Genomic DNA, 25,710 nt, shown 5'->3' on the forward strand with positions numbered 1-25,710 from the left:
GCGTGAAAACGGGGCGCGGCGACAGCGCGGGTGCGGTGTCCGCTTCTTGCCGCGCGCTTGCGCGCCCTTCCGCGGGCGGGCCGTCGACCCGTCCGCTCCCCCGCCGGAACCCGTCCCGCCCGTGGGCAGCCGCCGCCTGCACGCCCCTGGGACCTGGGCGGAAGCCCCGGCGGAGCCCCGGCCGTACCGCCGCACCGCACGTCGTGGTTTTGCACGCCGTTTCGTAAGCTTTTTGCGCACACGTTCCATCAAGCGGTCCCCGATTTGCGTCTTTGCATTTACGTATTGCCATGAGGTGAAGAGGCACGTAACTTGTGCGTCACCTCGGGGGAGGCAGAGCCCCTGCTTCCCCATTTCCACTTCAGGGACGATCCATGACCGGTTTCCCGGCGGGCAGCAGAGCCCGCATCGCCGTCGTCGTCGCCGCGGCGGCGGCATTGGCTCTCACCGCGAGCGGCTGCGGCAGCACCTCGAAAGGCTCCGCGTCCAAGGACGGTAGCGTCACCATCACGGTGAACGACATGCCGGCCAAGACCGACCCGGTGAACCGCAAGATCTTCCTGCAGGACGTGGCCGCCTTCGAGAAGGCGCACCCCAAGATCAAGGTGGTGCCGCACGAGGGCCAGATGGACCCGCAGACCTTCGCCACCAAGCTGGCGGGCGGGCAGCTGGAGAACGCCTTCTACGTCTACTTCACCGACCCGGCCGGCCTCATCGCCAAGCACCAGGCCGCGGACATCACCGACTACCTGACGGACTATCCGGCGTCCGCGCAGGTCAAGCCGGCGCTGCGCAAGGTCTTCCAGGACGCGCAGGGCCACAGCTACGGCGTGCCCGAGGGCAACTACTCGATGGGCCTGGTCTACAACCGCAAGCTGTTCCAGCAGGCCGGCCTCGACCCCGACCAGCCGCCCACCACCTGGGACGAGGTCCGCGCGGACGCGAAGAAGATCGCCGCCCTCGGCCACGGCACCGTCGGCTACGGGGACTACAGCAAGTCCAACACCGGCGGCTGGCACTTCACCGCCGAGATGTACTCGCGCGGCGGTGACGTGGCCAAGCAGCAGGGCGACGGGAGCTGGAAGGCCGACTTCGACAACGCCACCGGCAAGGCCGTCCTCCAGCAGCTGCACGACATGCGCTGGACCGACGGCTCGATGGGGCAGCGGCAACTGCTGGAGTGGGCCGACCTGCTCCAGATGATGGGCTCGGGCAAGCTGGGCATGTACCTGGCCACCTCCGACAACATCCCCACCATCGCCTCGCAGTACAAGGGCGACCCGAACGACTACGGGCTGGGCCCGATGCCGGACGGCAAGGGCACGCTGGCCGGCGGTGGCGGGTTCATGTTCAACCCGAAGGACTCCCCCGCGCAGATCAAGGCCGCCCTGGCGTGGGTGATGTTCAAGTACGAGAACCCCGACCGGATCACCGCGGGCCAGCAGCGCGCCGCGGCCAACAAGCAGCCCGTCGGCCTGCCCGAGCCGAACATCTGGACCGGGGCGGCGGAGCGGACCAAGGCGGCGGCGGACAAGAAGTACGCCAACCAGCCGGTGGCCAACTACGCCCCGTTCGAGAAGGCGGCCGGCTCCGTCCCGCTGAACCTGGAGCCGCCCAAGGCCCAGCAGATCTACGCGGTGCTGGACACGGTGATGGCCAAGGTGCTCACGCAGAAGGACGCCGACATCGACGGTCTGCTGTCGTCCGCCTCCCGGCAGGTCGACTCCCTGCTCGCCGGGCAGTAGGCAGCCCCCGCCCACTCCGTCCCTTCGTCCGCGGGCCGCGCGCAGCCCTGACCGCACCGCGCGGCCCGCGGACCGCCGCCGCCAGGCCGCGGTGCCCGCCCGGCATGCCCGCCGCCGCCGTCGATCCCCGTCGCGGCGGCCGCGGGCCGGTACCCATCCAGCTTCGAGGAGAACCCCTATGGCGACGTCCCTGGCGCCGCACCGTCCCGACGCGCGTCCCCATGTACGCCCCGACCCGCGCACGGTGCGCGGCTCGCGGTTGCGGCGGCGGATCGCCGACAACGCGATGGCCTACGCCTTCCTCGCCGCCGGCATCCTGTGCTTCGCGTACTTCTCCTGGTACCCGCTGGTGCGCGGGGTGATCCTCAGCTTCCAGCAGGACAACCTGATCACCGACCCGCAGTGGGTGGGGCTGACCAACTACCGCCACCTGTTCGCCGACCCGCTGTTCTGGACGGCGTGGAAGAACACCGCCGAGTTCACCGGCCTGGCGCTGGTGCTGGGGTACGCGGTGCCGTTCGTGATCGCGGTCCTGCTCAACGAGCTGCGGCACTTCAAGGGCTTCTTCCGGGTGGCGGTCTACCTGCCGGTGATGCTGCCGCCGATCGTCAGCGTCATGCTGTGGCAGTACTTCTACGACCCGGGCCAGGGCCTGTTCAACACCGTCCTGCGCGGGGCGCACCTGCCCACCTCGCAGTGGGTGCAGTCCCCGCACACCGCGATGATCTCCCTGGTGCTGGTCTCGACCTGGGCCAACATGGGCGGGGCCACGCTGATGTACCTGGCCGCTCTGCAGTCGATCCCCGGGGAGCTGTTCGAGGCGGCCGAACTGGACGGCGCCGGCATCTGGGCCCGGCTGCGGTTCGTCACGCTGCCGCAGATGCGGTTCATCATGCTGGTCCTGCTCCTCCTGCAGATCATCGCCACGATGCAGGTGTTCATCGAGCCGTTCCAGATGACCGGCTTCACCGACCCGTCCACGATCACCGTGATGACGCTGATCTACCGCTACGCCTTCGCCGTCAACAACGACTTCGGCTTGGCCGCGGCCATGAGCGTGCTGCTCTTCGCCGTCCTCGGGGTCTTCGCCGCGCTCTATCTGCGGCTGACCCGAGACGCCGACTGACACCCGGGGAAGGAACCCACCCCATGTCCACGACCACGCCTTCCTCGCCGGCGACCCGCAGCCTGCTCTCCGACCAGGAGCTCGCCCGCCCCCGCAACCGGCGCGTGTACTTCGCCGTGCTGACCGTGACCGTGCTGGTCTTCTGCGCGGCCTTCCTGTTCCCGCTGTACTGGATGGCCTCGTCCGCACTGGAGACCCCCAAGCAGTTCGCCGCCCAGACGCCCACCCTGTTGCCGAAGTCCGTCCACCTCGCCGCCTACCACGACGCCTGGACGCAGATGGACATCGCGCACTTCTTCCTCAACACCGTCTACTACGCGGTCGGCGGCTGGTTCATCCAGATCGCGGTCGACGTCTGCGCCGCCTACGCGCTGTCCAAGCTGCGCCCGGCCTTCGGGAAGGTGGTCTTCGCGGGGATGCTGGCCAGCCTGATGCTGCCGGCCGCGGCGCTCCTGGTGCCCGCGTACCTGACGGTGACCGACCTGCCGATCCTGCACGTCAGCCTCCTCAACTCGCCCTGGGGGCTGTGGCTGCCGGGCGCGGCCAACGCCTTCAACATCTACGTGCTGCGGCGCTTCTTCGACCAGATCCCCGGCGACATCCTCGACGCCGCCGCCATCGACGGCGCCGGCCGGCTCCAGGTGCTGCTGCGCGTGGTGCTGCCGCTGTCCCGCCCGGTCCTCGCGGTGATCTCCATCTTCTCGGTCGTCGGGATGTGGAAGGACTTCCTGTGGCCTCTGCTGGTGCTCCAGGACCCGGACAAGCAGACGCTCTCCGTCGCCCTGCACCGGCTGTCGACCTCCACCACGCAGGTCCCGCCGACCGAGATGATCGCCGGGCTGGCCATCGCGGCCGTCCCCATGATCGTGCTTTTCCTCTTCTTCCAACGGCACATCCTCGGCGGCCTGTCCGCCGGCGCCCTCAAGGGCTGAGACCCGCCGGACGGTACGACCCGCCGCCGGCGTACCGGCCCCCAGCCGAACCGACACGCCCGGGGCCCAGCCGACCCCGCCAGGCCCGGCCGCCGCGGCCGGGCCCGCCCCGCCGCGCCCGCGAACGGCGCACGTCCTCTCATCCAAGGAGCCAGCCCCCGTGGCCACAGCGAACGACACCGCCGCCCAGCAGTCCCCGTGGTGGCGGGACGCCGTCATCTACCAGGTCTACCCCCGCTCCTTCGCCGACTCCGACGGGGACGGCGTCGGCGACCTGACCGGTGTGCGCGAGCGCCTGCCCTACCTGGCCGGCCTGGGTGTGGACGCCCTGTGGTTCAGCCCCTGGTACGCCTCCCCGCAGGCCGACGCCGGCTACGACGTCGCCGACTACCGCCGGATCGACCCCGCGTTCGGCACCCTGGCCGACGCCGAGGCCCTGATCGCCGAGGCCCACGCCTTCGGCCTGAAGATCGTCGTGGACATCGTGCCCAACCACGTCTCCGACCGGCACCCCTGGTTCCGCGAGGCGCTGGCCTGCGGTCCCGGCGCCGAGGCCCGCGACCTGTTCTGGTTCCGGCCCGGCCGCGGCCCGGCGGGCGAGCTGCCGCCCAACGACTGGCAGTCGGTCTTCGGCGGACCGGCCTGGACCCGCACCACCAACCCCGACGGCACCCCCGGCGAGTGGTACCTGCACCTGTTCGCCCCCGAGCAGCCGGACCTGAACTGGAACAACACCAAGGTGCGCGAGGAGCACGAGAGCGTCCTGCGGTTCTGGTTCGACCGCGGCGCCGACGGCGTGCGCATCGACTCCGCCACCATGCCCGCCAAGGACCCGGCCCTGCCCGACTTCGACCCGGCCGCCCCGCCGCTGCCGCACCCCTACATCGACCGGGACGACGTCCACGGCATCTACCGCTCCTGGCGCGCCCTGGCCGAGACCTACTCCCCGCTGCGCGCGCTGATCGGCGAGGTCTGGCTCGCCGACCCGGTCCGCTTCGCCCACTACCTGCGGCCCGACGAGATGCACACCGCGTTCAACTTCGACTACCTCAACAGCCCCTGGGACCCGGCCGCCCTGCGCACCGTCATCGACGCCACGCTCAGCTCCCACGCCTCGGTCGGCGCCAGTCCCACCTGGGTGCTGTCCAACCACGACGTCACCCGGCACGTCACCCGCTACGGCCGGGCCGACTCCTCCTTCGGCCACGCCCTGCGCCAGCACCGCACCCCCACCGACCTCGCGCTCGGCACCCGGCGCGCCCGCGCGGCCCTCCTGCTCGCGCTCGCGCTGCCCGGCGGCCACTACATCTACCAGGGCGAGGAACTCGGCCTGTGGGAGGTCGAGGAGATCCCCGACGACCTGCGGCAGGACCCGATCTTCCACCGCACCGGCGGCACCGACGTCGGCCGTGACGGCTGCCGCGTCCCGCTACCGTGGTCCGGCGACCGGCCCCCGTTCGGCTTCAGCCCCGACACCGCCCAGGCCGCACCCTGGCTGCCCCAGCCCGCGCAGTGGGCCTCCTGCACCGCCGAGGCCCAGGACGGCCGGCCCGGGTCCATGCTCACCTTCTACCGCACCGCCCTCACACTGCGCCGCGGCGAACCGGGCCTGCGCACCCTCGACTTCCGGTGGCTCCCCGTCGACGATCCCGCCGTCCTCGCCTTCACCCGCGCCGACGGCTTCGTCTGCCTCGCCAACCTCTCCCCCGCCCCCGCGCCGCTGCCGCCGGACGCCCACCTGCTCCTGGCCAGCGACGTGGACTTCGACCCGGCGACCGGCCACCTGCCGCCCGACACGACCGTCTGGCTGCGCCGGCCCTGACCGTATTTCCCCCATTCCCCCGCGCATTCCCCGCGAAGCGGCCGCCCGGCCCCGAACGCCCCGCACCGGGCGGCCCCTTCGTCCCGGCCCACGACCCACGACCGACACGCACGGAGTGATGCCCCATGGCTCGTAGACTTTCCGAGGTGGCCCGTCGGGTGGGCGTCAGCCAGGCGACGGTCAGCCGCGTCCTCAACGGCAAACCCGGGGTGTCGGATGCGACCCGGCAGGCGGTCCTCACCGCCGTCGACGTGCTCGGCTACGAGCGGCCCACCCAACTGCGCGGGGTACGCGCACGACTGGTGGGCCTGGTCCTGCCCGAACTCCAGAACCCCATCTTCCCCGCCCTCGCCGAAGTCGCCGGCGGCGCCCTCGTCCAACTCGGCTTCACCCCCGTCCTGTGCACCCGCACCGCCGGCGGCCTCACCGAGGCCGAATACGTCAGCATGCTGCTCGACCAGCAGGTCTCCGGCGTCATCTTCTGCGGCGGCATGAGCGCGGAGGACTACGACGCCCTGCTCCGGCGGGACGTCCCCGTCGTCCTGCTCAACGCCGCCATCGACCACTCCGGACCGCGCACGGGGCCCACCGCCGGCTTCCCCCAGGTGTCCACCGACGACGTGTCCGCGGTGCAGCAGGCGTACGCACACCTCACCGCACTGGGCCACACCCGCATCGGCCTCATGGTCGGCCCCGCCCACCACACCCCGTCCCGCCGCAAGGCCGCCGCCTTCCGGGCCCTCACCGGCAGCCCCACCGGAGGCTCCCCCGGCGCACCCACCACCCACCCCGTCGGACACGCCATGTTCTCCTTCGAAGGCGGACAAGCCGTCGCCGCCGAACTCCTCACCCACGACATCACCGCCCTCATCTGCGGCAGCGACGTCCTCGCCCTCGGCGCCACCCGCGCCGCCCGCCGCAAAGGACTCACCGTCCCCGCCGACCTCTCCGTCATCGGCTACGACGACTCCGCCTTCATGAACTACACCGACCCACCCCTCACCACCCTGCGCCAACCCATCGAAGCCATGTCCCGCGCCGCCGTCGCCCTCCTCGTCAACCAGATCACCGGCGAGAGCTCCACGCCCAGCGAGTTCCTGCACGCCCCCGAACTGGTCGTCCGCAACTCCACCAGCCCGGTACGCGGGTGACGCGGCCCGGCCGGACCGCGGGGTCCTGACGCGCGGTGCCGATCGCTCACCCGTCCGAGGCCGGGCCCGGGCGGGTCGGCTCCCATACGGCGGCGTCGTGCGCGAACAGCACGCGGCGGGGGTCGAAGTCGGCGAGCCGGTCCAGCCAGGGGCGGTAGGAGGGCAGTGGGGGCGGTACGCCGTCGAGCGCGGCCTGACGGGCGAGGTGGCCGGCGGTGAAGTGGGAGGCGAAGTCGTTCGCCTGGCCGGCCAGCACCACGGTGCCGTCGCGTCGGCGCACCACCAGCGACTGGTGGCCCTCGGTGTGCCCCGGGGTCGGCACGATCCACACGCCGGGCCACACCTCGGCCTCGCCGGTGAACTCCTCGTAGCGCACGCCGGGGAAGTCCACCAGTTCGCCGAACGTGTAGTCCCCGCCGCGCGCAGCGGCCAGTTCGGACGCCTGGACGAGGATCGGCGTACGGCCCAGCGAGGGGTTCCCGCCGCAGTGGTCGAAGTGCAGGTGGCAGTTGGCCACCAGCGCCACGTCCGCGAGACCGGCCCCCGCGTCCGCGAGCGCGGCCGCCAGCTCCCGGCGCCGGGGCCGGTAGTGGGCCTCGGTCTCCGGGTCGGCGGCGCCGATGCCGGTGTCGAACAGCAGCAGCCCGGCCTCGTGGCGGACGAGGTAGGCCAGTACCGGCTCGACGCGTGGTTCCCGGCCGCCGGTCTCGACCGCGGGACGGACGAAGTACCCCAGGTCGAGACGGCGTACCGCGATGTCGTCGCTCATCGGCTCATCATGCCGCGCGGAGCCGTTTGACGCCGACGAGGAAGCGGTAGCGTTCGCGCGCGGCGAAGTCGGCCGTTCCCCACACCGCGGGTCGCCCGACCTCCGCACACAGGTGGAGGACCTGCCCGTCGCCCACCCAGACGCCGACGTGGGCGCCGTACGCGTCGCCGTCCTTGTTGAACAGCAGCAGGTCGAGGGGGCGGGCCGCCGCTGCTTGGACGGTGTGCCGGGTGTCCTCCCACAGGTCGCTGGAGCGCAGGGCGGGCAGGGAGCGGCCGAAGTGGGCGAGCACCGCGTAGGCGTACAGCTGGCAGTTGGCGCCGGCGGCGAGGCCGGGCAGCGCCGCGACGGCCGCGGAGCCGGGGTGGCGGGCGCCGGCGTAGGGGACATGCCAGAAGGGGGCCGGGAGAAGGGAGAGGAGGGGGTGGGCCGGGTGCGGGTGGGAGTGCGGGTCCGATCGGGCGGAGGGCTGGAGCGGGTCGGGCTTGAGCGGAGCGGGCTGGACCGGGCCGGACTGGACCGGGTCGGGCAGCTGATCGTCGGGCGTGGTCGCCACCTCGCTTCCTCGGGTGGGGCGCGGGAAGCGGCCCCGGTTTCAGGATAGGGAGGTGCGCAGCGCGGTGACGCGCTGGACCGCCGCGTCGAAGGCGGCGGCGGGGAGTTGGCCGCTGGTGTAGGCGCCGGCGAGGGCCTGTGCGGCGTCGTCGCCTTGGGAGGTGTCGCGGGCGGAGCACAGCAGCAGGTCCATCCCGGCGCCCGCGGCGAGCAGGGCGCGCTGCGCGGTGTCGTAGGAGGCGCTGATCGCACCGGCTTCCAGGGCGTCGGTGACGGTCACGCCGGTGTAGCCGAGCCGGCCGCGGAGCTCCTGCTGGACCACGGTGGCGGACAGGCCCGCGGGTGCGGTCGCGTCGAGCGCGGGGTAGACGGCCCAGGAGACCATGACGAGTCGGACGCCGGCGGCGATCGCGGCCTGGTACGGGAGTTCGTCCACGCCGCGCAGCTTGGACAGGCTCTGGGTGAGGGTGACGGGGCCGGCGTCGGTGTCCTGGGCTGCGGTGGCGGCGCCGAGGCCGGGGAAGTGCTTGGCGGTGGCGGCGACGCCGGTGGCCTGCTGGGCGGTGATAAACGCCTTGCCGAGGGTGGAGACGGTGCTCGCGCTGCTGCTGTAGGAGCGCTGGTACTTGTCGACGAAGTTGCCGGCCGTGTAGTAGACGTCGAGCACGGGCGCGAGGTTGACGTTCATCCCGACGCCGGCGAGGTTCGTGCCGGCGCCGGTGCCGGCCTGGGTGGCTGCGGTCTGCGGCTGCGCGGCCTCGCCGACCTGCTTCTCCGACAGCGCGGGGGCGCCGGGCAGGCGGCGTACCTCGCCGCCCTCCTGGTCGGTCATCAGCAGCAGCGGCGCCTTGACCGGGCTCGCCGCGTTGGCCGCCGCCAACTGCTGCACGACGGAGGCGATCTGGCTCGCGCTGGAGATGTTCTCACCGAAGAAGATCACTCCGGCTGCCTCGCCGGCGCTGATCGTGGCCAGCAGGGCGCTCGGCACGGTGAGCCCGGGGTAGGAGTAGATCACCCGCTGGCCCGCGGTCTGACGGGCGGTCAGCGCGGTGGGGGCGGCGGATGTTCGGTCGCGGGTCCGCCCGGCTGCCGCGGCGCTCGTGGCGCCGGCCGAGGCGGCTGCCACGGCGGCGCCCGCGGCGGCCAGCACCGTGCGGCGGCGGACGGGCAGGCTGCGTGGTGCGTCCATGGGTGCCTCTTCCCGTGGGTGTGGGGGCGCGGGATTTGTGCAGCGTTCATGACACCGTCGGGACGGTACGCCCTTCCCGCCACGGCCCGGAAGGGCTCCGGCGAACGCCAATGGCCTACGCCAAAGGCGGCGTTCGGGACCTGCGGCGACGCGGTTTCCGGCGCGGATTCAGGGGGCGGAACCTTCACGGGCGGGGGCCTCGCGGGAGTTGTCCACAGCCGGACGGGTGGCATTGCGCGGGACGCCCCGGTCATGCGTCATCGTGGAGCCATGACACAGAGCGATGAGATGCGATACGGAACGTCACCAGTCGAGTCGGGGCAGGCCGAGGTCGGGGAGAGGGCCCGTCCGGCCGGGGCGAGGGGCGCTCCCCCGGTCCGCGGGCCCGCGCGCGCCGCGCCCGGGGCGTCGGAGGCGAAGACGCGGCCGCCCCGGTGGAGCCGGGCGTGCCAAGGGAGTTCGGCCGCACCCACCCCTACCGAGTTGGCGGTGCACGGACAATTTCTGCGGCCACGGGGCCATAATGTGCCCGGGTTCGCCACGTGTGGCGCGCTCCGGCTCCTGCTGCTCATCCTCCCGTCGGCTCACCGACGTCCGGATGCGGCCCGGGCCGTCCACACTGCATGGCGCACCACCGCACCGTTCCCGTACGACAGGCCGCGACGGCCGGGACCGCCGGGCCGCCATGGTCCGGGCGGGCCGGCGGCAGGCCCGCCCGGAGGACTCATGGCCCAGTTCCTGAACCGCCCACGCCGCCCGAGACGCGCGGCACGGACCCTGGCCGCGCTGGTGGCGGCCGCCGTGTGCGCCACGCTGCTCGCGGCAGGCGGCAGCCCCGCGACCGCCGCGGCCAGCACCCGCGCGGACGGCGCCGCGTCGTCCTGGCTGCCGCCCACCCCCGACCAGTGGCCGCTGGTGGTCGACGAGAAGACGACCGCGCCCAGCACCCTGACCCACGGGGTGGACCACTACTCCGACACGCTGCAAACGGTCGGCGGGGCGCAGCGCGCGCAGGTCCTCGACGTGTCGCTGACCGACCGGAACGTACGGCTCGGCGTGGTGGAGTCGCACGACCGCCTCACCGACCCGTCCGACGAGGTGCCCTCCTCGATGGCGCGGCGCACCGGCGCGGTCGCGGGGATCAACGGCGACTTCTTCGAGATCAACGCCAGCGGCCGGCCCGAGGGCATGGTGGTGCGCGACGGGCGGCTGCTGAAGAGCCCCGAGCCGAGCCGCCCGGCGGACTTCTGGGTCCGCCGCGACGGGAGCATCGGCATCGGCACCGAGACGTACACCGGCACCCTCACCGACCGGACCAGCGCGGCGAGCACCGCGCTCACCGGGGTCAACGCGGTGGACGACCTCGGCGCGGGCGCGCTGCTGCGGGTCACACCCGACCTGGGCCCGGCGTCCATCGCGGCGGCCACCGTCGTCACCGGCCGGCTCGGCGCCGACGGTGCCACGCTGACGGTGGACACGGTGCGCAGCGGCGTCACCGACCTGCCCCAACTCGCCGACGGCCAGGAGGACCTGGTCGGCTCGGCCGCGTACGGGGACTGGCTGGCCGCCCATGTCCACGCGGGCGACGAGGTCGCGACCACGGACACGCTGGGGCCGGACAGCGATGTGGTGCAGGCGCTGAGCGGCGGCGCGGTCCTGGTGAAGGATGGTCAGCGCGCGGTGCCGCTCCAGGCCGGCGGCGACAACAACGTCGACAACCCGGTGACGGCGGTCGGCGTGACCAAGGACGGCAGGCACGCGATCTTCGCGGCCTTCGACGGCCACCAGGCCGAGAGCGTCGCGCAGGGCCTGACCCGGCCCCAGTTGGCCGGCTGGATGATGCAGCACGGCGCCTATGACGCGATCCTCTTCGACGGGGGCGGCTCGACCCAGATGGTCGGAAGGCTCCCCGGGCAGGACCGGGCGTCGGTGCTCAACACGCCGTCGGACGGCCACGAACGGCCCGTCGCCAACGGCCTGTTCCTCTACAGCCGGGAGGCGGCGGCCGGTCCCGCGGCGCACGCGGTGGTGAATGGCGGCAAGCCGCTGACGGCGCTGGCCGGCACTTCCGTGGACGTGCCCGCCTACGCGCTGGACACGGCGGACAACCCGGCGGCGGACCCGGTCTTCCTGAGCGTCAGCCCGCCGGGCCTCGCCACGGTGCACGGCACCACGCTGGCCTTCGCCGGCCGGCCCGGCCGCGGCACCCTGCACATCCGCTCGGGCCGTGTCGCCTCCTCCGTGCCGCTGTCGGTGGTCGGCGCCCTGCACACGCTGGCGGTGACACCGGCGCAGGCCGACCTCGGCAACGGAGCATCGCAGGCACTGGCGGCGACGGCGACCGCGAGCGGCGGTGCGAGAGTCAGCCTGCCGCCGTCGGCCGTCACCTGGTCCGTGGACAAGCCGGAGTTGGGCGCGGTCGGCGCCGACGGCACCTTCACGGCGGCGTCCGCCGGCACCGGACTGGCCACCGTCACGGCCGCCGCGGGCGGCACCAAGGCCACCGCGTCGCTGGCGGTCGGCTCCACCACGGTCCCGGTGGACCCGCTCACCGACCTGTCCAAGTGGTCGGTGACCAGCGACTACATGAACGTCTACCCGCGCAAGGTGCCCAGCCCGGGGCCGCACTCCACCACCAACGGCAGCATCTCCCTGGACTCCGCCACCACCGCGGCGCCGGGTGACCGCGGCTCCATGGACGTGCACTACACCTATCCGGACAAGACCGGCACCTACGACCTGAGCGTCTACCTCAACGACCCGGACAGCGAGCAGATCCCGCTGCGGGGCGGCGACCAGGCGCCGATCGGGCTCGGCGTGTGGGTGAAGGGCAACGCCGACCTCGCCTCGCGCCCCGGCGACGGGCTCACGCCGGGCATCGTCACCCTCAACGTGGGCATCTGGCAGGCGAGCAACCAGCCGACCAGTTTCTACCCGACCGGCATCACCTTCGACGGCTGGCAGTACGTGGTGGCGAAACTGCCGCAGGGCCTTCAGTACCCGCTGCGGATCAACTACCTGGGGCTGGTGACGATCAAGCCGGGCGCGGACCTGACCGGTGACGTCCACCTCGCGGACCTCGAGGCGCTGTACTCGCCGCGCCCGCCGAAGACGGCCGCGTACACCGCCATCCCGAAGAACCCGTCCTGGCTCCGGTTCACCGACGTGTCGTCCTTCCGGCCCGGCGGCACCACGGTCGCCGCGTTCGACGACGCGCACACCACCGCGGCCACGCCCGGGGCGACGGGCACGGTGGCCCTGAAGTCGCTGCCCGGCCTTTTCGGGGCGCTGCCTGCCGCCGCCCGGCCCCAACAGGTGCAGGCGCTCGGCGACATGTCCGACAACGGGACGACCGGCGACCTGACGAACCTGCGCACCCTGCTCGACGGCCTCGGCGTGCCCTACCGGGACGCGGTCGGCAACCACGAGATCACCCAGGGCGCCGACCCGGAGAACGGCGACTTCACCAGCGTCTTCGGCCCGACGCACTACGCGTACGACGCGGGCGCGGCGCGGATGATCGTGACCGACAGCGGGCACATCGGCATCACCGCCTCCGACGCCTACCAGGTGCCCGACGAAGGCGGGTCGCAGTACCAGTGGCTGGCCCGGCAGCTGACCGAGAACACCAGCAAGGTCGCGGTCGTCGTCACCCACACGCCCGCCTATGACCCGCACCCGCGGGCGGACAGCCAGTTCACCGACCGGTGGGAGGCGCAGATGTACGAGACGCTGGTGCGGCGGTACCAGCGCACCCATCCGGCGGTGCACGTGCTGATGATGTTCGGGCACGCGCGCGGCTTCGCGGAGGACCTGCGCGAGCCGGACGGCACCGACGGGCCGGACGGGGTGCCGAACTTCGTGGTCGCCGACCTGGGCACCCCGCCGTACGCGACACCCGACGAGGGCGGGTTCTTCAACTACGGGCTGTTCCATGTCCTGCCGGACGGCACCGTGCAGTTCGCGGTGCAGCCGCTGCTCGCCTCGGTCGCGGTGTCCGCGCCCGCGCCGTCGCTGGCGGTCGGCGGCAAGGAGCAGCTGACGGCGACCGGCACGTCGATAGCCGGCGACGACCTGACGGCGCTTCAGGTCCCGGTCACGGACCCGGTCTCGCGCCGCTGGGCCAGCTCGGACCCGCGTGTCGCGACGGTGGACGCGGCCACCGGCGAGGTGACCGGCCACCGCGCGGGCACGGCGCGGATCAGCGTCACGGCGGGCGGGATCACCGGCACCGCGACGGTGGCGGTGACGGCCCGGTGAGCCGGGCGCGGCCGCCCGCGCGCGTCGGGCGGCCGCGCGGGCCGGGCCCGTTCGGGCGCGGGGGCGTGCGGCGGGCGCACGCGGTCTCCCTCAGCCGCGGCCGCCCTCAGCTGTGCGGGGTCCGGGGCGGTGCGACCGAGCCGCGCGGCTGGGCGGCCGGGGGCAGCACCCGGCGCCGGCTGCGGCGGCCGGAGGCGATCGCCTTGACGGTGCGCTCGACCACCAGGTCCACCAGGAGTTCCACCGGCCAGCGGTAGGTGGACAGCGGCGGGGTCAGCAGGCGGGAGAGCGGGTGGTCGTCGTACCCGACGACCGAGATGTCGGCAGGCACCTCCATGCCCAGCTCGCGGGCGCCCGCGTAGACGCCGTAGGCCATCGAGTCGGCCATGCACAGGAAGGCGGTCGGCGGGTCCTGGCCGGTCAGCACCGCGCGGGCGATCGCGGCGGCGCCGTCCAGGTCGTGCGGGGAGCGGTGCAGCGTGACGTGCAGGCCGAGCCGGCGGGCCACCTGCTCGGCCACGGTCTCGGCGGGGCGGTCGGGGGTGGTCAGCCCGCCGGGCGTCAGCACCGCGATCCGGCGGTGCCCGGCGGCGGCCAGGCCGTGGAGCGCGTCGGTGAGGCCGGCTTCGTTGTCGAAGACGACCTCGGCGTGGGCGGCGGCGCCCGGCAGCCCGTCGCCGATGGAGATCAGCACGGTCCGCTCGGCGACCTCCGCCCAGTGCGCGGCGGCCGGGTCCACCGGCAGCACGATGAGCGCGTCCACCCGCTGGTCGGCGAGTTGGGAGGCGAGAGTGGCCTCCAGCGCGGGGTCGTTGGAGGCGTCCACGATGAGGGCGTGCCGGCCGTCGCCGAGCAGTTTGCGGCCGAGCGCGGCGGCGGTGGCCTGCTGCCACACGTCGGTCAGGGAGCGGCAGAGCACGCCGATGTAGCCGGTGCGGCCGGAGGCGAGGGCGCGGGCGATCGGGTCGGCCTGGTAGCCGAGCCGTTCGGCGGCCTCGCGCACCCGCTGCTGGGTCTCGGGGGGCACCTGCATCCCACGCAGCGCGTAGGACACCGTGGCGGTGGAGAGCCCGGTCTCCTCGGCGAGATCGCGCTGGGTGACCCTCGCTGGTCGTTGCGGCACGCGTCCAGTCTAGGGGGCGCACTTGACGGCGCGTGGAGTTAAGCGCTTCACTGAGGCGCTTAACTGAAGCGCATCAGTCGACGTGAGGAGGGTATTGTCCGGCTACGGTCGCTCCCCCGGCGGCACTCCCGACCCCGCGTGCTCCGCCGTCCCCGCCGCACCGGCCGACGCTCCCGGTGCCCCCGGTGCTCCCGGTGCCCCCGGGCCCACCGATGTGCACCAGCACCTGTGGCCCGCCGGGTTCGTCGAGTTGCTGCGCGCCCGCTCCCGGCCGCCGCGCCTGGACGGCTGGACGCTCCACCTGGCCGGCGAACCGCCGTACGAGGTGCGGCCCGAGGACCACGACCCGGCGCTGCGGGCACGCCTGGACCCGGGACTGCGGCGGGTGGCGGTGTCGCTGTCGAGCCCGCTGGGCATCGAACTGCTACCGCCCGAGGAGGCCGCTCCGCTGCTGGACGCCTGGCACGCGGGGGTCCGGGAGTTGCCGGAGCCGTTCACCGGCTGGGCGTCGGCGCAACTGACCGCGCCCGACCCGCGGGCGCTGGCGGCTCTGCTCGACGACCCGGCCCCGCCCGGTGGTTCGGCGGCCCCCATGGCCGCGGGCCCCGCGGCCCGCGGCCTGGTCGGGCTCCAGGTGCCGGCCGGCGCGATGGCCACGCCCCGGGCGCTGGAGCGCCTCGCGCCGCTGCTCGCGGTGGCCGAGGCGGCGGGCAAGCCCGTCCTGGTCCACCCCGGACCCGAGCCGGCACCGGCCTCCGCGTCCGCCGCCGCCGAGCCGCTGCCCGCCTGGTGGGCGGCCGTGGTCGGCTACACCGCCCAGCTCCAGGCGGCGTGGTGGGCCTGGCACACCGCCGGGCGCGCCCTCCTCCCGCGGCTGCGGATCTGCTTCGCCGCCGCGGCCGGCCTCGCCCCGGTGCACCACGAGCGGGCGGCCATGCGCGGGGGCGGCCCGCTGCGCCTGGACCCGGGCGTCTTCGTGGACACCTCCTCCTATGGCCGCCAGGCGCTGGACGCCGTGGTCCGCGTGCTGGGCATCGACGCGCTCGTCCTCGGCAGCGACCGCCCGTACGCCACGGCGGCCGACCCCCGACTGGGCGCGGCGGCGGAGTACGCCGTCCGCGTCGCCAACCCGCTGCACCTACTCGAAGGGATCAGTCCGTGACCGCTCCGCCGTCGTCCCTGCCGTCGCCCGAGGACCAGGACACCGCCCCGGTCAAGCGTGCCGAGCCCTGGCTCGGCGTGTCGCCGTCGATCGGCCTCGACACGCTGCCCGGCCGCGACCTCGACAAGCGCGAACTCCTCGAGCTCGCCTGCTCCGTGGCGGCCGACCCCGCGCTGTGGCGCCGCCATGTGCTCTTCTCCGACGACCGGCGCCACTACGTCTCGCTGCACCGCGACGCCCATGTGGACGTCTGGGTGCTGTGCTGGACGCCGAGCAACGACACCGGCTGGCACGACCACGACATATCCTCCGGCGCCGTCGCGGTCACCCAGGGCGCCCTGGTCGAGCACAACCTCGCGGTGGGCGTGCCGAGCCTGGCCACCGAGGTCCCGGCCGGGCAGGTCTACTGCTTCGGCCCCGACCACATCCACCGGCTGACCGGGCTGGACGCCGGGAGCGTGTCGATCCACGCGTACTCGCCGCCGCTGTGGAGGATGGGCCAGTACACCGTCAGCCGCACCGGCATCCTGCGGCGCACCTCGGTGTCGTACGCCGACGAGCTGCGCCCGCTGGACGACATGGCCTGACGCCTGGCCTGACACCTGGTCGGACGGCAGCGAGGGCGGCGCACAAGCGGAGCGATGACATCCGCCTGCGCGCCGCTTTTCGCGCGCCGGTGCGGCGAGTTGCCCGGTTTGGCGTCGAACACCCCGTTCACCTCGGGGTACTTGGCGCGGTCTTTGCCGATCGTTGGCACGAACCAGTGCCACACCACCAGTGATTGTCTGCACACTGTCAATCACTGGCGGCACGCGCACCCCACTGACCGCCGCCAGTCAACGCCCGTACCGCGAGACCCGCGAGAAGGAGCAGCATGTCGGCAACGAAGCGCTTCACCGCCGCAACAGCCGTCAGCGCGGCGGTCCTGTCGGCCCTCGCCACCGCACCGGCCGTGGCCAGCGCCGCCCCCACGGTCTTCCAGGCACCGGTCGGCAGCCACCGCCTCATCGGCCCCGACGGCCGGATCGAGCACAGCAGCAGCTCCAACTGGGCCGGTTACGCGGCCACCGGACAGACCTTCACCAGCGTCTCGTCCAGTTGGGTGCAGCCCGCGGTCAGCTGCTCCAGTTCGACGACGTACTCGTCGTTCTGGATCGGCCTGGACGGCGACGGCAGCAACTCCGTGGAGCAGACCGGCAGCGAGGGCGACTGCTACGGCGGCACCGCCGAGTACTACGCGTGGTACGAGATGTACCCGGCCTACCCGGTGAACTACAGCAACACGGTCAAGGCCGGCGACCACTTCACCTCGACGGTCAGCGTCAGCGGCACCACCTACACGCTCAAGCTGTCCGACACCACGCAGGGGTGGACGAAGACCACCACGAAGACGCAGAGCGGCCTGTCGAACGCGTCCGCCGAGATCATCGCCGAGGCGCCCTCCAGCTCCAGCGGCGTGCTGCCGCTGTCGAACTTCGGCACCGCGTCCTTCACCGGCGCCACCGCCAACGGCCAGCCGATCGGCAACTTCTCCCCCGACCAGATCAACATGGTCTCGGGCAGCACCACGAAGGCCAGCACCTCGTCGCTGAGCAGCAGCGAGAACTTCTCGGTGACCTGGAAGCACAGCTGAGCCGCCGCTGATCCCCCCGGCGACGCCGCACCCCGTGAGGACCGCGGCCCGCGCACGCCCTCGGCCCCGCCCGGACCTGCCCCGGGCGGGGCCGGGTGGCTTGCGTACGGCCCGCCCGGCGAGGCGGGAGGGCGGGAGCGGAAGGGGTGGTTTCGGGGCGTACCGGTCGGGTACCCGATGGAGCCCAGCCCCGGCCGGGCGCGCAACTCTCAGCACCGCGCCGCCCGGCGATCGACCAGGGAGGCCATCACCGCATGACGGACCAGGGAACCAACAAGACCGGCTTCGCCCGCGACGACGAGCTGAAGCGGGAACTTCAGGACGCGCTGCGGGCGAACCGGGCGGTACAGGCCGACGAGGAGCTCGCCGAGCCCCAGCCCTCCGACCAGGACCCGGCCCTGACCGCCCCCGCCCGAGGAGGCGCCGCGCCCGCCGGGATGACGCCGCAGGGCGTCTACGTACGCAACGACCTGGCCCGGCACCTCGACCGCAGCGTCTACCCGGCCCGCCGCAGCGCCCTGCTCGGCGCGCTCCACCGCCACAGCGCGCCGGACGCCCTCGTGGACCGGGTCGCCGCCCTGCCGCCGGACGAGGTCTACCCGAACGTCCAGGCGGTGGTCCAGGCGCTGGGCTACGGCGTTGAGAACCACCGCGACTGACCGCGGGCACCCGAACCCGGCCGCGGGTACCGGTGCCCGGGCCGCCACCCGCCCGGGCGGGGCCGCCCTCCCCCGTCCCGGGCGTCCGGCCGCACGGCCTACATTCTCGGTATGACTGGTGAGCCGGCGCCCGTTGCGGGCGCGGACAGGGCAGACAGGGTGGACAGGGCAGAGGAGGCGGACGGGACGCACGGCGTCCGGACCGCCTCCGTACGGGCCGGGCGCCCCTCGGACGCGGCCGAGGTGGTCCGGCTGCGGCGCGTGATGTTCGCCGCGATGACCGGCGCGGACCGGCCGGGCCCCTGGGAGGCCGAGGCACGGCGGCAGCTCGCCGCCCAGCTGGCCGGCCCCGAGCCCGCGACGGGCGTGTTCGTGGTGGACGCCGAGGGCGGGGCGGGCCTGGCCGCGTGCGCGGTGGGCACCATCGAGCGGCGGCTGCCGTCGCCCTCGTCGCCGGCGGGCCTGTTCGGTTTCGTCTTCAACGTCTGCACCGACCCCGCCCACCGCGGCCGCGGCTACGCCCGGGCGGTCACCGAGGCGCTGCTCGACTGGTTCGCGGCGCGCGGCGTGACCCGGGTGGACCTGCACGCCACGCCCGAGGCCGAGCGCCTCTACCGGGCGTTGGGGTTCGCCGCGCACTCCACCGCGCTGTCGCTGGACGTCTCGGCCCGCACCGGGCGCTGACCGCCGGCCGCCGCCGGGCCCGGGACCGTACGGCTCACCACCGTGCGGCCCTGGACCGCGGCGGCGGAGCGCCGTCCGGTGCGCTCCAGCGCCGCGGAGACCACGGCCAGCACCAGGGCCGCGCCGGTGAGCGCCGCGCCCACCCAGTTCGCCGCGGTGTAGGAGTGGCCGGCGGAGATGACCAGCCCGCCGAGCCAGGCGGCGATGGCGTTGCCGAGGTTGAAGGCGCCGATGTTCAGCGCAGAGGCGAGGGTGGGTGCGCCCGCGGCCTGGTCGAGCACCCGCTTCTGGAGCGGCGAAACCGTGGCGAAGCCGAGCACGCCGATCAGGAAGACGGTCACCGCGGCCGCGGTCTTGTCGTGCGCGGTGAGCGTGAAGGCGGCCAGGACGGCGCCGAGCGCGGCCAGCGCGGTGAGCAGCATCGGCATCAGGTGCCGGTCGGCGAACCGGCCGCCGACCAGGTTCCCGGTGACCATGCCCAGCCCGAGGAGCACCAGCAGCCAGGTCACGGAGCCGTCGGCGTAGCCGGTGACGTCGGTCATCATCGGCGCGAGGTAGGTGATGGCGGCGAAGACGCCGCCGAAGCCGAGCACGGTCATCGCCATGGCGAGCAGCACCTGCGGTTCGCGCAGCACCGCGACCTCGTGCCGCAGCCGTACGCCCTCGGGCCGGGGCAGGTCGGGGACGAGCCTGGCCACGCCGAGCAGCCCGAGCACGCCGAGCCCGGCGACCAGCACGAACGTGAGCCGCCAGCCCGCGCTCTGCCCGACGAACGTGCCGAGCGGGACGCCGACGACGTTGGCGACCGTCAGCCCGGTGAACATCATGGCGATGGCGCCGGCCCGCTTGTGCGGGGCGACCAGCTCCGAGGCGACCACCGACCCGATGCCGAAGAACGCGCCGTGGGCGAGGGAGGCGACCACCCGGCCGACGAGCATCACCGCGAGCACGGGCGCGGCCGCGGAGACCAGGTTGCCGACCACGAACAGCCCCATCAGCAGGATCAGCATCCGCTTGCGGGAGATCTTCGTGCCGAGCGCGGTCATCAGCGGGGCGCCCGCCACGACGCCGAGCGCGTACCCGGTGACGAGCAGGCCCGCGGTGGGCACGGACACGCCGTAGTCCCCGGCGATCTGCGGGAGCAGGCCGACGACGACGAACTCGGTGGTGCCGATGCCGAAGGCCCCGATGGCGAGGGCCAGGAGCGCGAGGGGCATGGGAAGGGCCTTTCGGAGGGGACGGCAGGGGGACGGCAGGGACATCAGGGGAGACCGCCCGCCCGACTAGCAGGCTGGCGCGGTTAGCAGGCGCCAACAATACTTGCACGCGCTGGTTATTTGCAAACGCGCTACAATCGACCCATGACCGCCACGGACCCGGCACTGACCGCGCTCGCCGACAGCTGGTGCGCCCTGTCCCTGCTGCACGGCCGCATCGAGACGCACATCGAGCGGGCCCTCCAGTCCGGCCACGGGCTGAGCGTGCGGGAGTTCTCCCTGCTGGACGTGCTCAGCCGGCAGCACGACGGCGACGGCGGCCACCTCCAGATGAAGCAGGTCGCCGACGCGGTGGTGCTCAGCCAGTCCGCGACCACCCGGCTGGTGACGCGGCTGGAGGAGCGCGGGCTGCTCTCCCGCTACCTGTGCCCGACCGACCGCCGCGGCATCTACACCGACGTCACCCCGGCCGGGCGCGAACTGCTCGCCGCCGCCCGCCCCACGAACAACGAGGCGCTGCGCGAGGCCCTCGACCAGGCGGCGACCGACCCCGCCCTCGCGCCCCTGGTGTCCGCGCTCGCCGAGATCCGCTCCCCGTCGACACTCTGACCGCCTGACCGCCCCGGGTCGACCGAACAACGGCCGGACAACGGCTGCGCCCCGGCCGCGCATCTCTCGCCCCGGGTGGGGCAGACTGGGCGCGACGGCGGACGGCAGGAAGGGCGGCGACGCACCGCGATGAAGGTGATCCTCTTCGGTGCCTCGGGGATGGTCGGGCAGGGCGTGCTCCGCGAGTGCCTGCGCGACCCGGACGTGACCGAGGTGCTCGCGGTGGCGCGCAGCCCCCTGGCAGCCGCCCACCCGAAGCTGCGCCAGGTCTTCCACGACGACTTCACCGACTTCACCGCGGTCGCCGGGCAGTTGGCGGGCGCGGACGCGTGCTTCTACTGCCTGGGCGTGTCCGCGGCCGGGCACAGCTCACAGGACTACACCCGGATCACCTACGACTGCACGCTCGCGGCCGCCCGCACCGTGGCCGCCGGCAACCCCGGGCTGACCTTCACCTACGTCTCCGGCGAGGGCACCGACAGCACCGAGCAGGGGCGTTCGGGCTGGGCGCGGGTGAAGGGGCGCACCGAGAACGCGCTGCTGGCGATGGACATGCACGCGTACATGTTCCGGCCGGGCTGGGTCCAGCCGCTGCACGGCGAGCGCTCCCGCACCGGCTGGTACCGCGTGCTGTACGGGGCCGGGTCGTGGCTCTACCCGCTGCTGCGGCGCCTCGCACCCCGGCACGTGACGACGACGCAGGCGCTCGGCCGGGCGATGCTGGCCGTCACCCGGCTCGACGGCGAGGAGCCGTACGTCCTGCACAGCCCGGACATCAACCGGCTCGGCGCCTGACGGCCCGCCCTCGGCGGCGGAATTCGGCGAGCCGAGGGGACTTCACTCGCAAAGGGCATGTTTGCCGCCGTATGGGGGCACATGGTGCGCATGACGCAGATCGGCCTTCCGAGCAGAGTACGTGCCTGCCTCTTCGACCTCGACGGTGTGCTGACGCCGACGGCGCTGGTGCATGCCGCGGCCTGGAAGGAGATGTTCGACGCCTTCCTGCACGACCGGGAGGGCGACGGCTTCCGCCCCTTCGACTCCGCGGACTACGACAGCTACGTCGACGGCCGCCCCCGCGCGGACGGGGTGCGCACCTTCCTCGCCTCCCGCGACATCGAGTTGCCCGAGGGCGAGGACGACGATCCGCCGTCCGCGGTGACCGTGCACGGCCTGGGCAACCGCAAGAACGCCCTGGTGCTGGCGAAGATCCGCGCCGAGGGCGTCACCCCGTACGAGGGCTCGGTCCGCTATGTGCAGGCGGTGCGGGCGGCGGGGCTGCGCACCGCGGTCGTCTCGTCGAGCGCCAACACCCGGGACGTCCTGGTCGCCGCGGGCATCGAGCACCTGATGGACGTCCGGGTGGACGGCCTGACCGCCAAGGAGCAAGGGCTGCGCGGCAAGCCCAAGCCGGACACCTACCTGGCGGCGGCGAAGCAGCTGGGCTTCGATCCCGGTCAGGCGGCGGTCTTCGAGGACGCGCTGGTCGGGATGGACGCCGGGCGGGAGGGCAGCTTCGGCTACGTGGTGGGCGTGGACCGGGTGGGCCAGGCCGACGAATTGCGGCGGCACGGCGCCGACACCGTGGTGAAGGACCTGTCCGATCTGATCGGGAGGAGCGCGTGATCACCGATCCGGCCTACGAGGTCGCGCCCTGGTCGCTGCGCGAGTGCGAACTCAACCTCGACCTGCTGCCGCAGAGCGAGTCGGTCTTCGCCCTGTCCAACGGCCACATCGGCTGGCGCGGCAACCTCGACGAGGGCGAGCCGAACGGCCTGCCCGGCTCCTACCTCAACGGACTGCACGAACTGCACCCGCTGCCGTACGCGGAGGCCGGCTACGGCTACCCGGAGTCCGGCCAGACCGTCATCAACGTCACCAACGGCAAGCTGATCCGGCTGCTGGTCGACGACGAGCCGTTCGACCTGCGCTACGGCACGATCCGCTCACACAAGCGGGAACTGGACCTGCGGGCCGGGGTGCTGGAGCGCGAGTGCGTGTGGGTCTCGCCGGCCGGCCGCGCGGTGCGCGTGCGCTCCACCCGGATGGTCTCCTTCCGGCAGCGCGCGGTCGCGGCGATCGCCTACGAGGTGGAGCCGCTGGACGAGCAGGTCCGCGTGGTGGTGCAGTCGGAGCTGGCGGCCAACGAGGACATCCCCCGGACCACCGGCGACCCGCGGGTGGCCGCCGCGCTGGAGTCGCCGCTGGTCTCCGAGGACCACTTCGCCGCCGGCACCCGGCTGGGCCTGATCCACTCCACCACCCGCAGCGAACTGCGGGTCGCCGCGGCCGCCGACCACCGGGTGGACGGCCCGAGGGGCACCACGCAGATCTCCTCGGAGGCCGGCGAGGACGTCAGCCGGCTGACCGTCACCTGCGTGCTGGAGAAGGGGCAGCGGCTGCGGCTGGAGAAGTTCGTCGCCTACGGCTGGTCGGCGACGCGCTCACTGCCGGCGCTGCGCGACCAGGCGGACGCGGCGCTGGTGGGCGCCCGCGACACCGGCTGGCAGGGCCTGCTGGACCAGCAGCGCTCCTACCTGGACGACTTCTGGGAACGGGCGGACGTCGAGGTCGACGGCGACACCGAGATCCAGCAGGCGGTGCGGTTCGCGCTCTTCCACGTGCTCCAGACCGCCGCCCGCGCCGAGCAGCGGGCGATCCCCGCGAAGGGCCTGACCGGCTCCGGGTACGACGGCCACACGTTCTGGGACGCGGAGACGTTCGTTCTGCCGCTGCTGACGTTCACCGCGCCGCAGGCCGCCGCGGAAGTGCTGCGCTGGCGGCACACCACGCTGCCGGCCGCCCGTGAGCGCGCCGCCCAACTGGGCCTGGAGGGCGCCACCTTCCCCTGGCGCACCATCAACGGCGACGAGGCGTCCAGCTACTGGCCGGCCGGCACCGCCGCCTTCCATGTCAACGCCGACATCGCCGACGCCGTGGTGCGGTACGTCGCGACCACCGGCGACGACGCCTTCGAGGCCGAGACCGGGCTCGAACTCCTCGCGGAGACCGCCCGGTTGTGGCGCTCGCTGGGCCACCACGACCACGCCGGCGCCTTCCACATCGACGGCGTGACCGGACCGGACGAGTACAGCGCGGTCTGCGACGACAACGCGTACACCAACCTGATGGCGCAGGCGAACCTGGTGGCCGCCGCCGACGCCGCCGAGCGCCACCCGCGGCACGCGACCGCGCTCGGCATCACCGACGAGGAGACCGCCGCGTGGCGCGACGCGGCCGCGGCGATGACGGTGCCCTTCGACCAGGACCTGCGGGTCCACGAGCAGTCCGCGGGCTTCACCCGGCACCAGCGCTGGGACTTCGACGCCACCGGCCCCGAGCGCTACCCGCTGCTGCTGCACTACCCGTACTTCGACCTGTACCGCAAGCAGGTCGTCAAGCAGGCCGACCTGGTGCTGGCGATGTACCTGCGCGGCGACGCCTTCACACCGGAGCAGAAGGCGCGCGGCTTCGCCTACTACGAGCCGCTGACCGTACGGGACTCCTCGCTCTCCGCGTACTGCCAGTCGGTGATCGCGGCGGAGGTCGGGCACCTCCAGCTCGCGTACGACTACCTCGGCGAGACCGCGATGATGGACCTGGAGGACCTGGAGAACAACGCCCGGGACGGGCTGCACATCGCGGCGCTGGCCGGCACCTGGACGGCGCTGGTGGCCGGGTTCGGCGGGATGCGGCTGTTCAACGGCGACTCGATCCGGTTCGCGCCCAGGCTGCCGGACGCGCTGAGCCGGGTGGCGTTCCGGCTGGACTTCCGGGGGCGGCGGCTGCGGGTGGAGGTGAAGCGGACCTCGGCGACGTACGCGCTGGCCGCCGGGGAGCCGATCGAGATCCTGCACTACGAGCAGCCGTTCACGCTGACCGCCGAGCACCCGGTGGTGCGGGACCTGCCGGAGGTGGTGCACCGCGAGGCGCCCCAGCAGCCGCCGGGGCGGGCGCCGCGGCGGCGCAGCCAGGCGCCGGGGCAGCACGGTGTGCGTTCGTGAGTTCGTGACGGTGAGGTCCCCATTTCCTTCCTCACAGCCAGCCGCGGTGCTTGAAGAGCCGGTAGAGGACCAGGACGACCACGACCATCAGCGCGAGCACCGCCGGGTAGCCCCAGACCTGGCGCAGTTCCGGCATGTGCTGGAAGTTCATCCCGTAGATGCCGGCGATCATCGTGGGCACCGCGGCCATGGCCGCCCAGGCGGAGATCTTGCGCATGTCGTCGTTCTGCCGCACCCCGACCTGGGTGAGGTGCGCGGCCAGGATGTCCGACAGCAGCCGGTCCAGGGACTCGCCCGCCTCGGTGACCCGGGTGAGGTGGTCGGCGACGTCGCGGAAGAAGGGCTGGCTGCGCCGGTCGGTGTACGGCATTCCGCCGGCGGCCATCCGCGCCATGGGTTCGGCGAGCGGGCCGGTGGCCCGGCGGAACTCCAGCACCTGGCGTTTGAAGGCGTAGATGGTCGCGGCGGTGCGGGCGGAGTCGCCCCCGACCGGCGCGAACACCCGCTCCTCCAGTTCCTCCAGGTCCACCTGGAGTTCCGTCGCGACGTCGAGGTAGTCGTCCACGACGCTGTCGCAGATCGCGTGGAGCACCGCGACCGGGCCGTGCTTGAGCATCGCCGGGTCCTTCTCCAGCCGGGTGCGGGCCGCGGCCGCCGCGCCGGTGGCGCCGTGCCGGATGGTCACCACGAAGGCGTCGCCGAGGAAGACCATCAGCTCGCTGGCACCCACGGTGCCCTTGGCGTCGTCGTAGCGCAGCGGCCGCAGCACGGCGAACAGCGCGCCGGGGTAGATCTCCAGCTTGGGCCGCTGGTGGGCCTTGACGACGTCCTCGACGGCCAGCGGGTGCAGTTCCAGCGCGGCGGCGATGTCCGCGAACTCCGGTTCAGTGGGGTCGTGCACGCCGATCCACAGGAAGGAGTCGCCCTGGCCGCGGGCCCGGGCGAGCGCGGCCGACAGGTCGTCCGGGGTGCGGGTGCGGCGGCCGTCACGGTACAGAGCGCAGTCGACGATCACGGGGACATCCCTTCCTCGGCGGCGTGCGGATCTATCACCCGCGCGCCCGCCCGCC

At 73.3% G+C, this 25,710-nt stretch carries 21 protein-coding genes; 15 read left to right on the forward strand and 6 right to left on the reverse strand.

The genetic code is table 11. From position 1 onward, the window contains the following. Nucleotides 1-374: 374 nt before the first annotated feature. From WA788_RS29845 to WA788_RS29865, 5 genes are all read left to right on the forward strand, one after another. On the forward strand, nt 375-1,745 hold the full coding sequence (locus WA788_RS29845) for an ABC transporter substrate-binding protein (protein ID WP_335982550.1): 1,371 nt from the start codon (nt 375-377) through the stop codon (nt 1,743-1,745). A 178-nt stretch (nt 1,746-1,923) separates the two neighbouring features. Next, on the forward strand, nt 1,924-2,871 hold the full coding sequence (locus WA788_RS29850) for a carbohydrate ABC transporter permease (protein WP_435137127.1): 948 nt from the start codon (nt 1,924-1,926) through the stop codon (nt 2,869-2,871). Nucleotides 2,872-2,894: 23 nt separating this feature from the next. Next, nucleotides 2,895-3,803, forward strand: a complete 909-nt coding sequence (locus tag WA788_RS29855) for a carbohydrate ABC transporter permease (protein ID WP_335982552.1) — start codon at nt 2,895-2,897, stop codon at nt 3,801-3,803. A 160-nt stretch (nt 3,804-3,963) separates the two neighbouring features. Beyond that, a complete protein-coding gene (locus tag WA788_RS29860; RefSeq protein ID WP_335982554.1) occupies nt 3,964-5,625 on the forward strand; it encodes a glycoside hydrolase family 13 protein in 1,662 nt (553 codons plus the stop codon). 125 nt (nt 5,626-5,750) lie between these two features. Next, a complete protein-coding gene (locus WA788_RS29865; protein WP_335982557.1) occupies nt 5,751-6,776 on the forward strand; it encodes a LacI family DNA-binding transcriptional regulator in 1,026 nt (341 codons plus the stop codon). A 46-nt stretch (nt 6,777-6,822) separates the two neighbouring features. On the opposite strand, the gene WA788_RS29870 is transcribed toward WA788_RS29865, so the two are convergent. From WA788_RS29870 to WA788_RS29880, 3 genes are all read right to left on the reverse strand, one after another. Then, nucleotides 6,823-7,545, reverse strand: a complete 723-nt coding sequence (locus WA788_RS29870; RefSeq protein WP_335982558.1) for an MBL fold metallo-hydrolase — start codon at nt 7,543-7,545, stop codon at nt 6,823-6,825. Between the two features lie 7 nt (nt 7,546-7,552). Further along, nucleotides 7,553-8,077, reverse strand: coding sequence for a hydrolase (locus tag WA788_RS29875; RefSeq protein ID WP_443034114.1), 525 nt, complete (start codon nt 8,075-8,077; stop codon nt 7,553-7,555). Nucleotides 8,078-8,140: 63 nt separating this feature from the next. Continuing rightward, nucleotides 8,141-9,289, reverse strand: a complete 1,149-nt coding sequence (locus WA788_RS29880) for a glycoside hydrolase family 3 N-terminal domain-containing protein (RefSeq protein WP_335982562.1) — start codon at nt 9,287-9,289, stop codon at nt 8,141-8,143. A gap of 726 nt (nt 9,290-10,015) precedes the next feature. On the opposite strand from WA788_RS29880, the gene WA788_RS29885 reads away from it, so the two are divergent. After that, complete coding sequence (locus WA788_RS29885; RefSeq protein ID WP_335982564.1) at nt 10,016-13,549, forward strand: phosphodiester glycosidase family protein; 3,534 nt, start codon at nt 10,016-10,018, stop codon at nt 13,547-13,549. Nucleotides 13,550-13,655: 106 nt separating this feature from the next. Here WA788_RS29885 and WA788_RS29890 read toward each other — a convergent pair whose 3' ends face one another. Continuing rightward, a complete protein-coding gene (locus WA788_RS29890) occupies nt 13,656-14,672 on the reverse strand; it encodes a LacI family DNA-binding transcriptional regulator (protein ID WP_335982566.1) in 1,017 nt (338 codons plus the stop codon). Nucleotides 14,673-14,766: 94 nt separating this feature from the next. On the opposite strand from WA788_RS29890, the gene WA788_RS29895 reads away from it, so the two are divergent. The 5 genes from WA788_RS29895 to WA788_RS29915 all read left to right on the forward strand — a co-directional run bounded on the left by WA788_RS29895 (nt 14,767) and on the right by WA788_RS29915 (nt 18,810). Continuing rightward, entirely contained in the window at nt 14,767-15,834 is a 1,068-nt protein-coding gene (locus WA788_RS29895; RefSeq protein WP_335982568.1) for an amidohydrolase, read from the forward strand. Then, nucleotides 15,831-16,421 carry a cysteine dioxygenase gene (locus WA788_RS29900; protein ID WP_335982570.1) on the forward strand — a complete coding sequence of 197 codons (591 nt, stop codon included), beginning with the start codon at nt 15,831-15,833 and terminating at the stop codon, nt 16,419-16,421. The genes WA788_RS29895 and WA788_RS29900 overlap by 4 nt, the downstream gene beginning before the upstream one ends. Nucleotides 16,422-16,708: 287 nt before the next feature. Then, a complete protein-coding gene (locus WA788_RS29905; protein ID WP_335982572.1) occupies nt 16,709-17,467 on the forward strand; it encodes a G1 family glutamic endopeptidase in 759 nt (252 codons plus the stop codon). Nucleotides 17,468-17,721: 254 nt separating this feature from the next. Next, nucleotides 17,722-18,126, forward strand: coding sequence for a DUF2795 domain-containing protein (locus tag WA788_RS29910; RefSeq protein ID WP_335982574.1), 405 nt, complete (start codon nt 17,722-17,724; stop codon nt 18,124-18,126). A gap of 264 nt (nt 18,127-18,390) precedes the next feature. Then, nucleotides 18,391-18,810 carry a GNAT family N-acetyltransferase gene (locus WA788_RS29915; protein WP_335982616.1) on the forward strand — a complete coding sequence of 140 codons (420 nt, stop codon included), beginning with the start codon at nt 18,391-18,393 and terminating at the stop codon, nt 18,808-18,810. On the opposite strand, the gene WA788_RS29920 is transcribed toward WA788_RS29915, so the two are convergent. Beyond that, the gene (locus tag WA788_RS29920) at nt 18,738-20,027 is read right to left on the reverse strand and encodes an MFS transporter (protein ID WP_335982576.1); all 1,290 of its coding nucleotides are present in this window, start codon (nt 20,025-20,027) and stop codon (nt 18,738-18,740) included. The two genes, WA788_RS29915 and WA788_RS29920, sit on opposite strands and share 73 nt — an antisense overlap. 144 nt (nt 20,028-20,171) lie before the next feature. Between WA788_RS29920 and WA788_RS29925 the strand changes: the two genes are divergently transcribed. The 4 genes from WA788_RS29925 to WA788_RS29940 all read left to right on the forward strand — a co-directional run bounded on the left by WA788_RS29925 (nt 20,172) and on the right by WA788_RS29940 (nt 24,640). Continuing rightward, a complete protein-coding gene (locus WA788_RS29925; protein ID WP_335982578.1) occupies nt 20,172-20,636 on the forward strand; it encodes a MarR family winged helix-turn-helix transcriptional regulator in 465 nt (154 codons plus the stop codon). A 129-nt stretch (nt 20,637-20,765) separates the two neighbouring features. After that, nucleotides 20,766-21,431 (forward strand): NAD(P)H-binding protein, encoded by a 666-nt coding sequence (locus tag WA788_RS29930; protein ID WP_335982580.1) that lies wholly within the window; start codon nt 20,766-20,768, stop codon nt 21,429-21,431. A gap of 90 nt (nt 21,432-21,521) precedes the next feature. Beyond that, entirely contained in the window at nt 21,522-22,262 is a 741-nt protein-coding gene (locus WA788_RS29935; protein ID WP_335982582.1) for an HAD family hydrolase, read from the forward strand. Beyond that, a complete protein-coding gene (locus WA788_RS29940) occupies nt 22,259-24,640 on the forward strand; it encodes a glycoside hydrolase family 65 protein (protein WP_335982583.1) in 2,382 nt (793 codons plus the stop codon). The genes WA788_RS29935 and WA788_RS29940 overlap by 4 nt, the downstream gene beginning before the upstream one ends. A 31-nt stretch (nt 24,641-24,671) precedes the next feature. Here WA788_RS29940 and WA788_RS29945 read toward each other — a convergent pair whose 3' ends face one another. Next, entirely contained in the window at nt 24,672-25,655 is a 984-nt protein-coding gene (locus WA788_RS29945; RefSeq protein ID WP_335982585.1) for a magnesium and cobalt transport protein CorA, read from the reverse strand. Nucleotides 25,656-25,710: the final 55 nt, after the last annotated feature.

Origin of the sequence: Streptomyces sp. CA2R106, assembly GCF_037034245.1 — a bacterium.
In the GTDB taxonomy this organism is placed as follows: domain Bacteria; phylum Actinomycetota; class Actinomycetes; order Streptomycetales; family Streptomycetaceae; genus Actinacidiphila.

Coding starts and splice junctions, on each gene's coding strand:
- WA788_RS29930 (WP_335982580.1), top strand. CDS start 20,766: ATGAAGGTGATCCTCTTCGGTGCCTCGGGGATGGTCGGGCAGGGCGTG.
- WA788_RS29910 (WP_335982574.1), top strand. CDS start 17,722: ATGACGGACCAGGGAACCAACAAGACCGGCTTCGCCCGCGACGACGAG.
- WA788_RS29925 (WP_335982578.1), top strand. CDS start 20,172: ATGACCGCCACGGACCCGGCACTGACCGCGCTCGCCGACAGCTGGTGC.
- WA788_RS29880 (WP_335982562.1), bottom strand. CDS start 9,289: ATGGACGCACCACGCAGCCTGCCCGTCCGCCGCCGCACGGTGCTGGCC.
- WA788_RS29885 (WP_335982564.1), top strand. CDS start 10,016: ATGGCCCAGTTCCTGAACCGCCCACGCCGCCCGAGACGCGCGGCACGG.
- WA788_RS29865 (WP_335982557.1), top strand. CDS start 5,751: ATGGCTCGTAGACTTTCCGAGGTGGCCCGTCGGGTGGGCGTCAGCCAG.
- WA788_RS29870 (WP_335982558.1), bottom strand. CDS start 7,545: ATGAGCGACGACATCGCGGTACGCCGTCTCGACCTGGGGTACTTCGTC.
- WA788_RS29915 (WP_335982616.1), top strand. CDS start 18,391: ATGTTCGCCGCGATGACCGGCGCGGACCGGCCGGGCCCCTGGGAGGCC.
- WA788_RS29850 (WP_435137127.1), top strand. CDS start 1,924: ATGGCGACGTCCCTGGCGCCGCACCGTCCCGACGCGCGTCCCCATGTA.
- WA788_RS29920 (WP_335982576.1), bottom strand. CDS start 20,027: ATGCCCCTCGCGCTCCTGGCCCTCGCCATCGGGGCCTTCGGCATCGGC.
- WA788_RS29935 (WP_335982582.1), top strand. CDS start 21,522: ATGACGCAGATCGGCCTTCCGAGCAGAGTACGTGCCTGCCTCTTCGAC.
- WA788_RS29845 (WP_335982550.1), top strand. CDS start 375: ATGACCGGTTTCCCGGCGGGCAGCAGAGCCCGCATCGCCGTCGTCGTC.
- WA788_RS29855 (WP_335982552.1), top strand. CDS start 2,895: ATGTCCACGACCACGCCTTCCTCGCCGGCGACCCGCAGCCTGCTCTCC.
- WA788_RS29905 (WP_335982572.1), top strand. CDS start 16,709: ATGTCGGCAACGAAGCGCTTCACCGCCGCAACAGCCGTCAGCGCGGCG.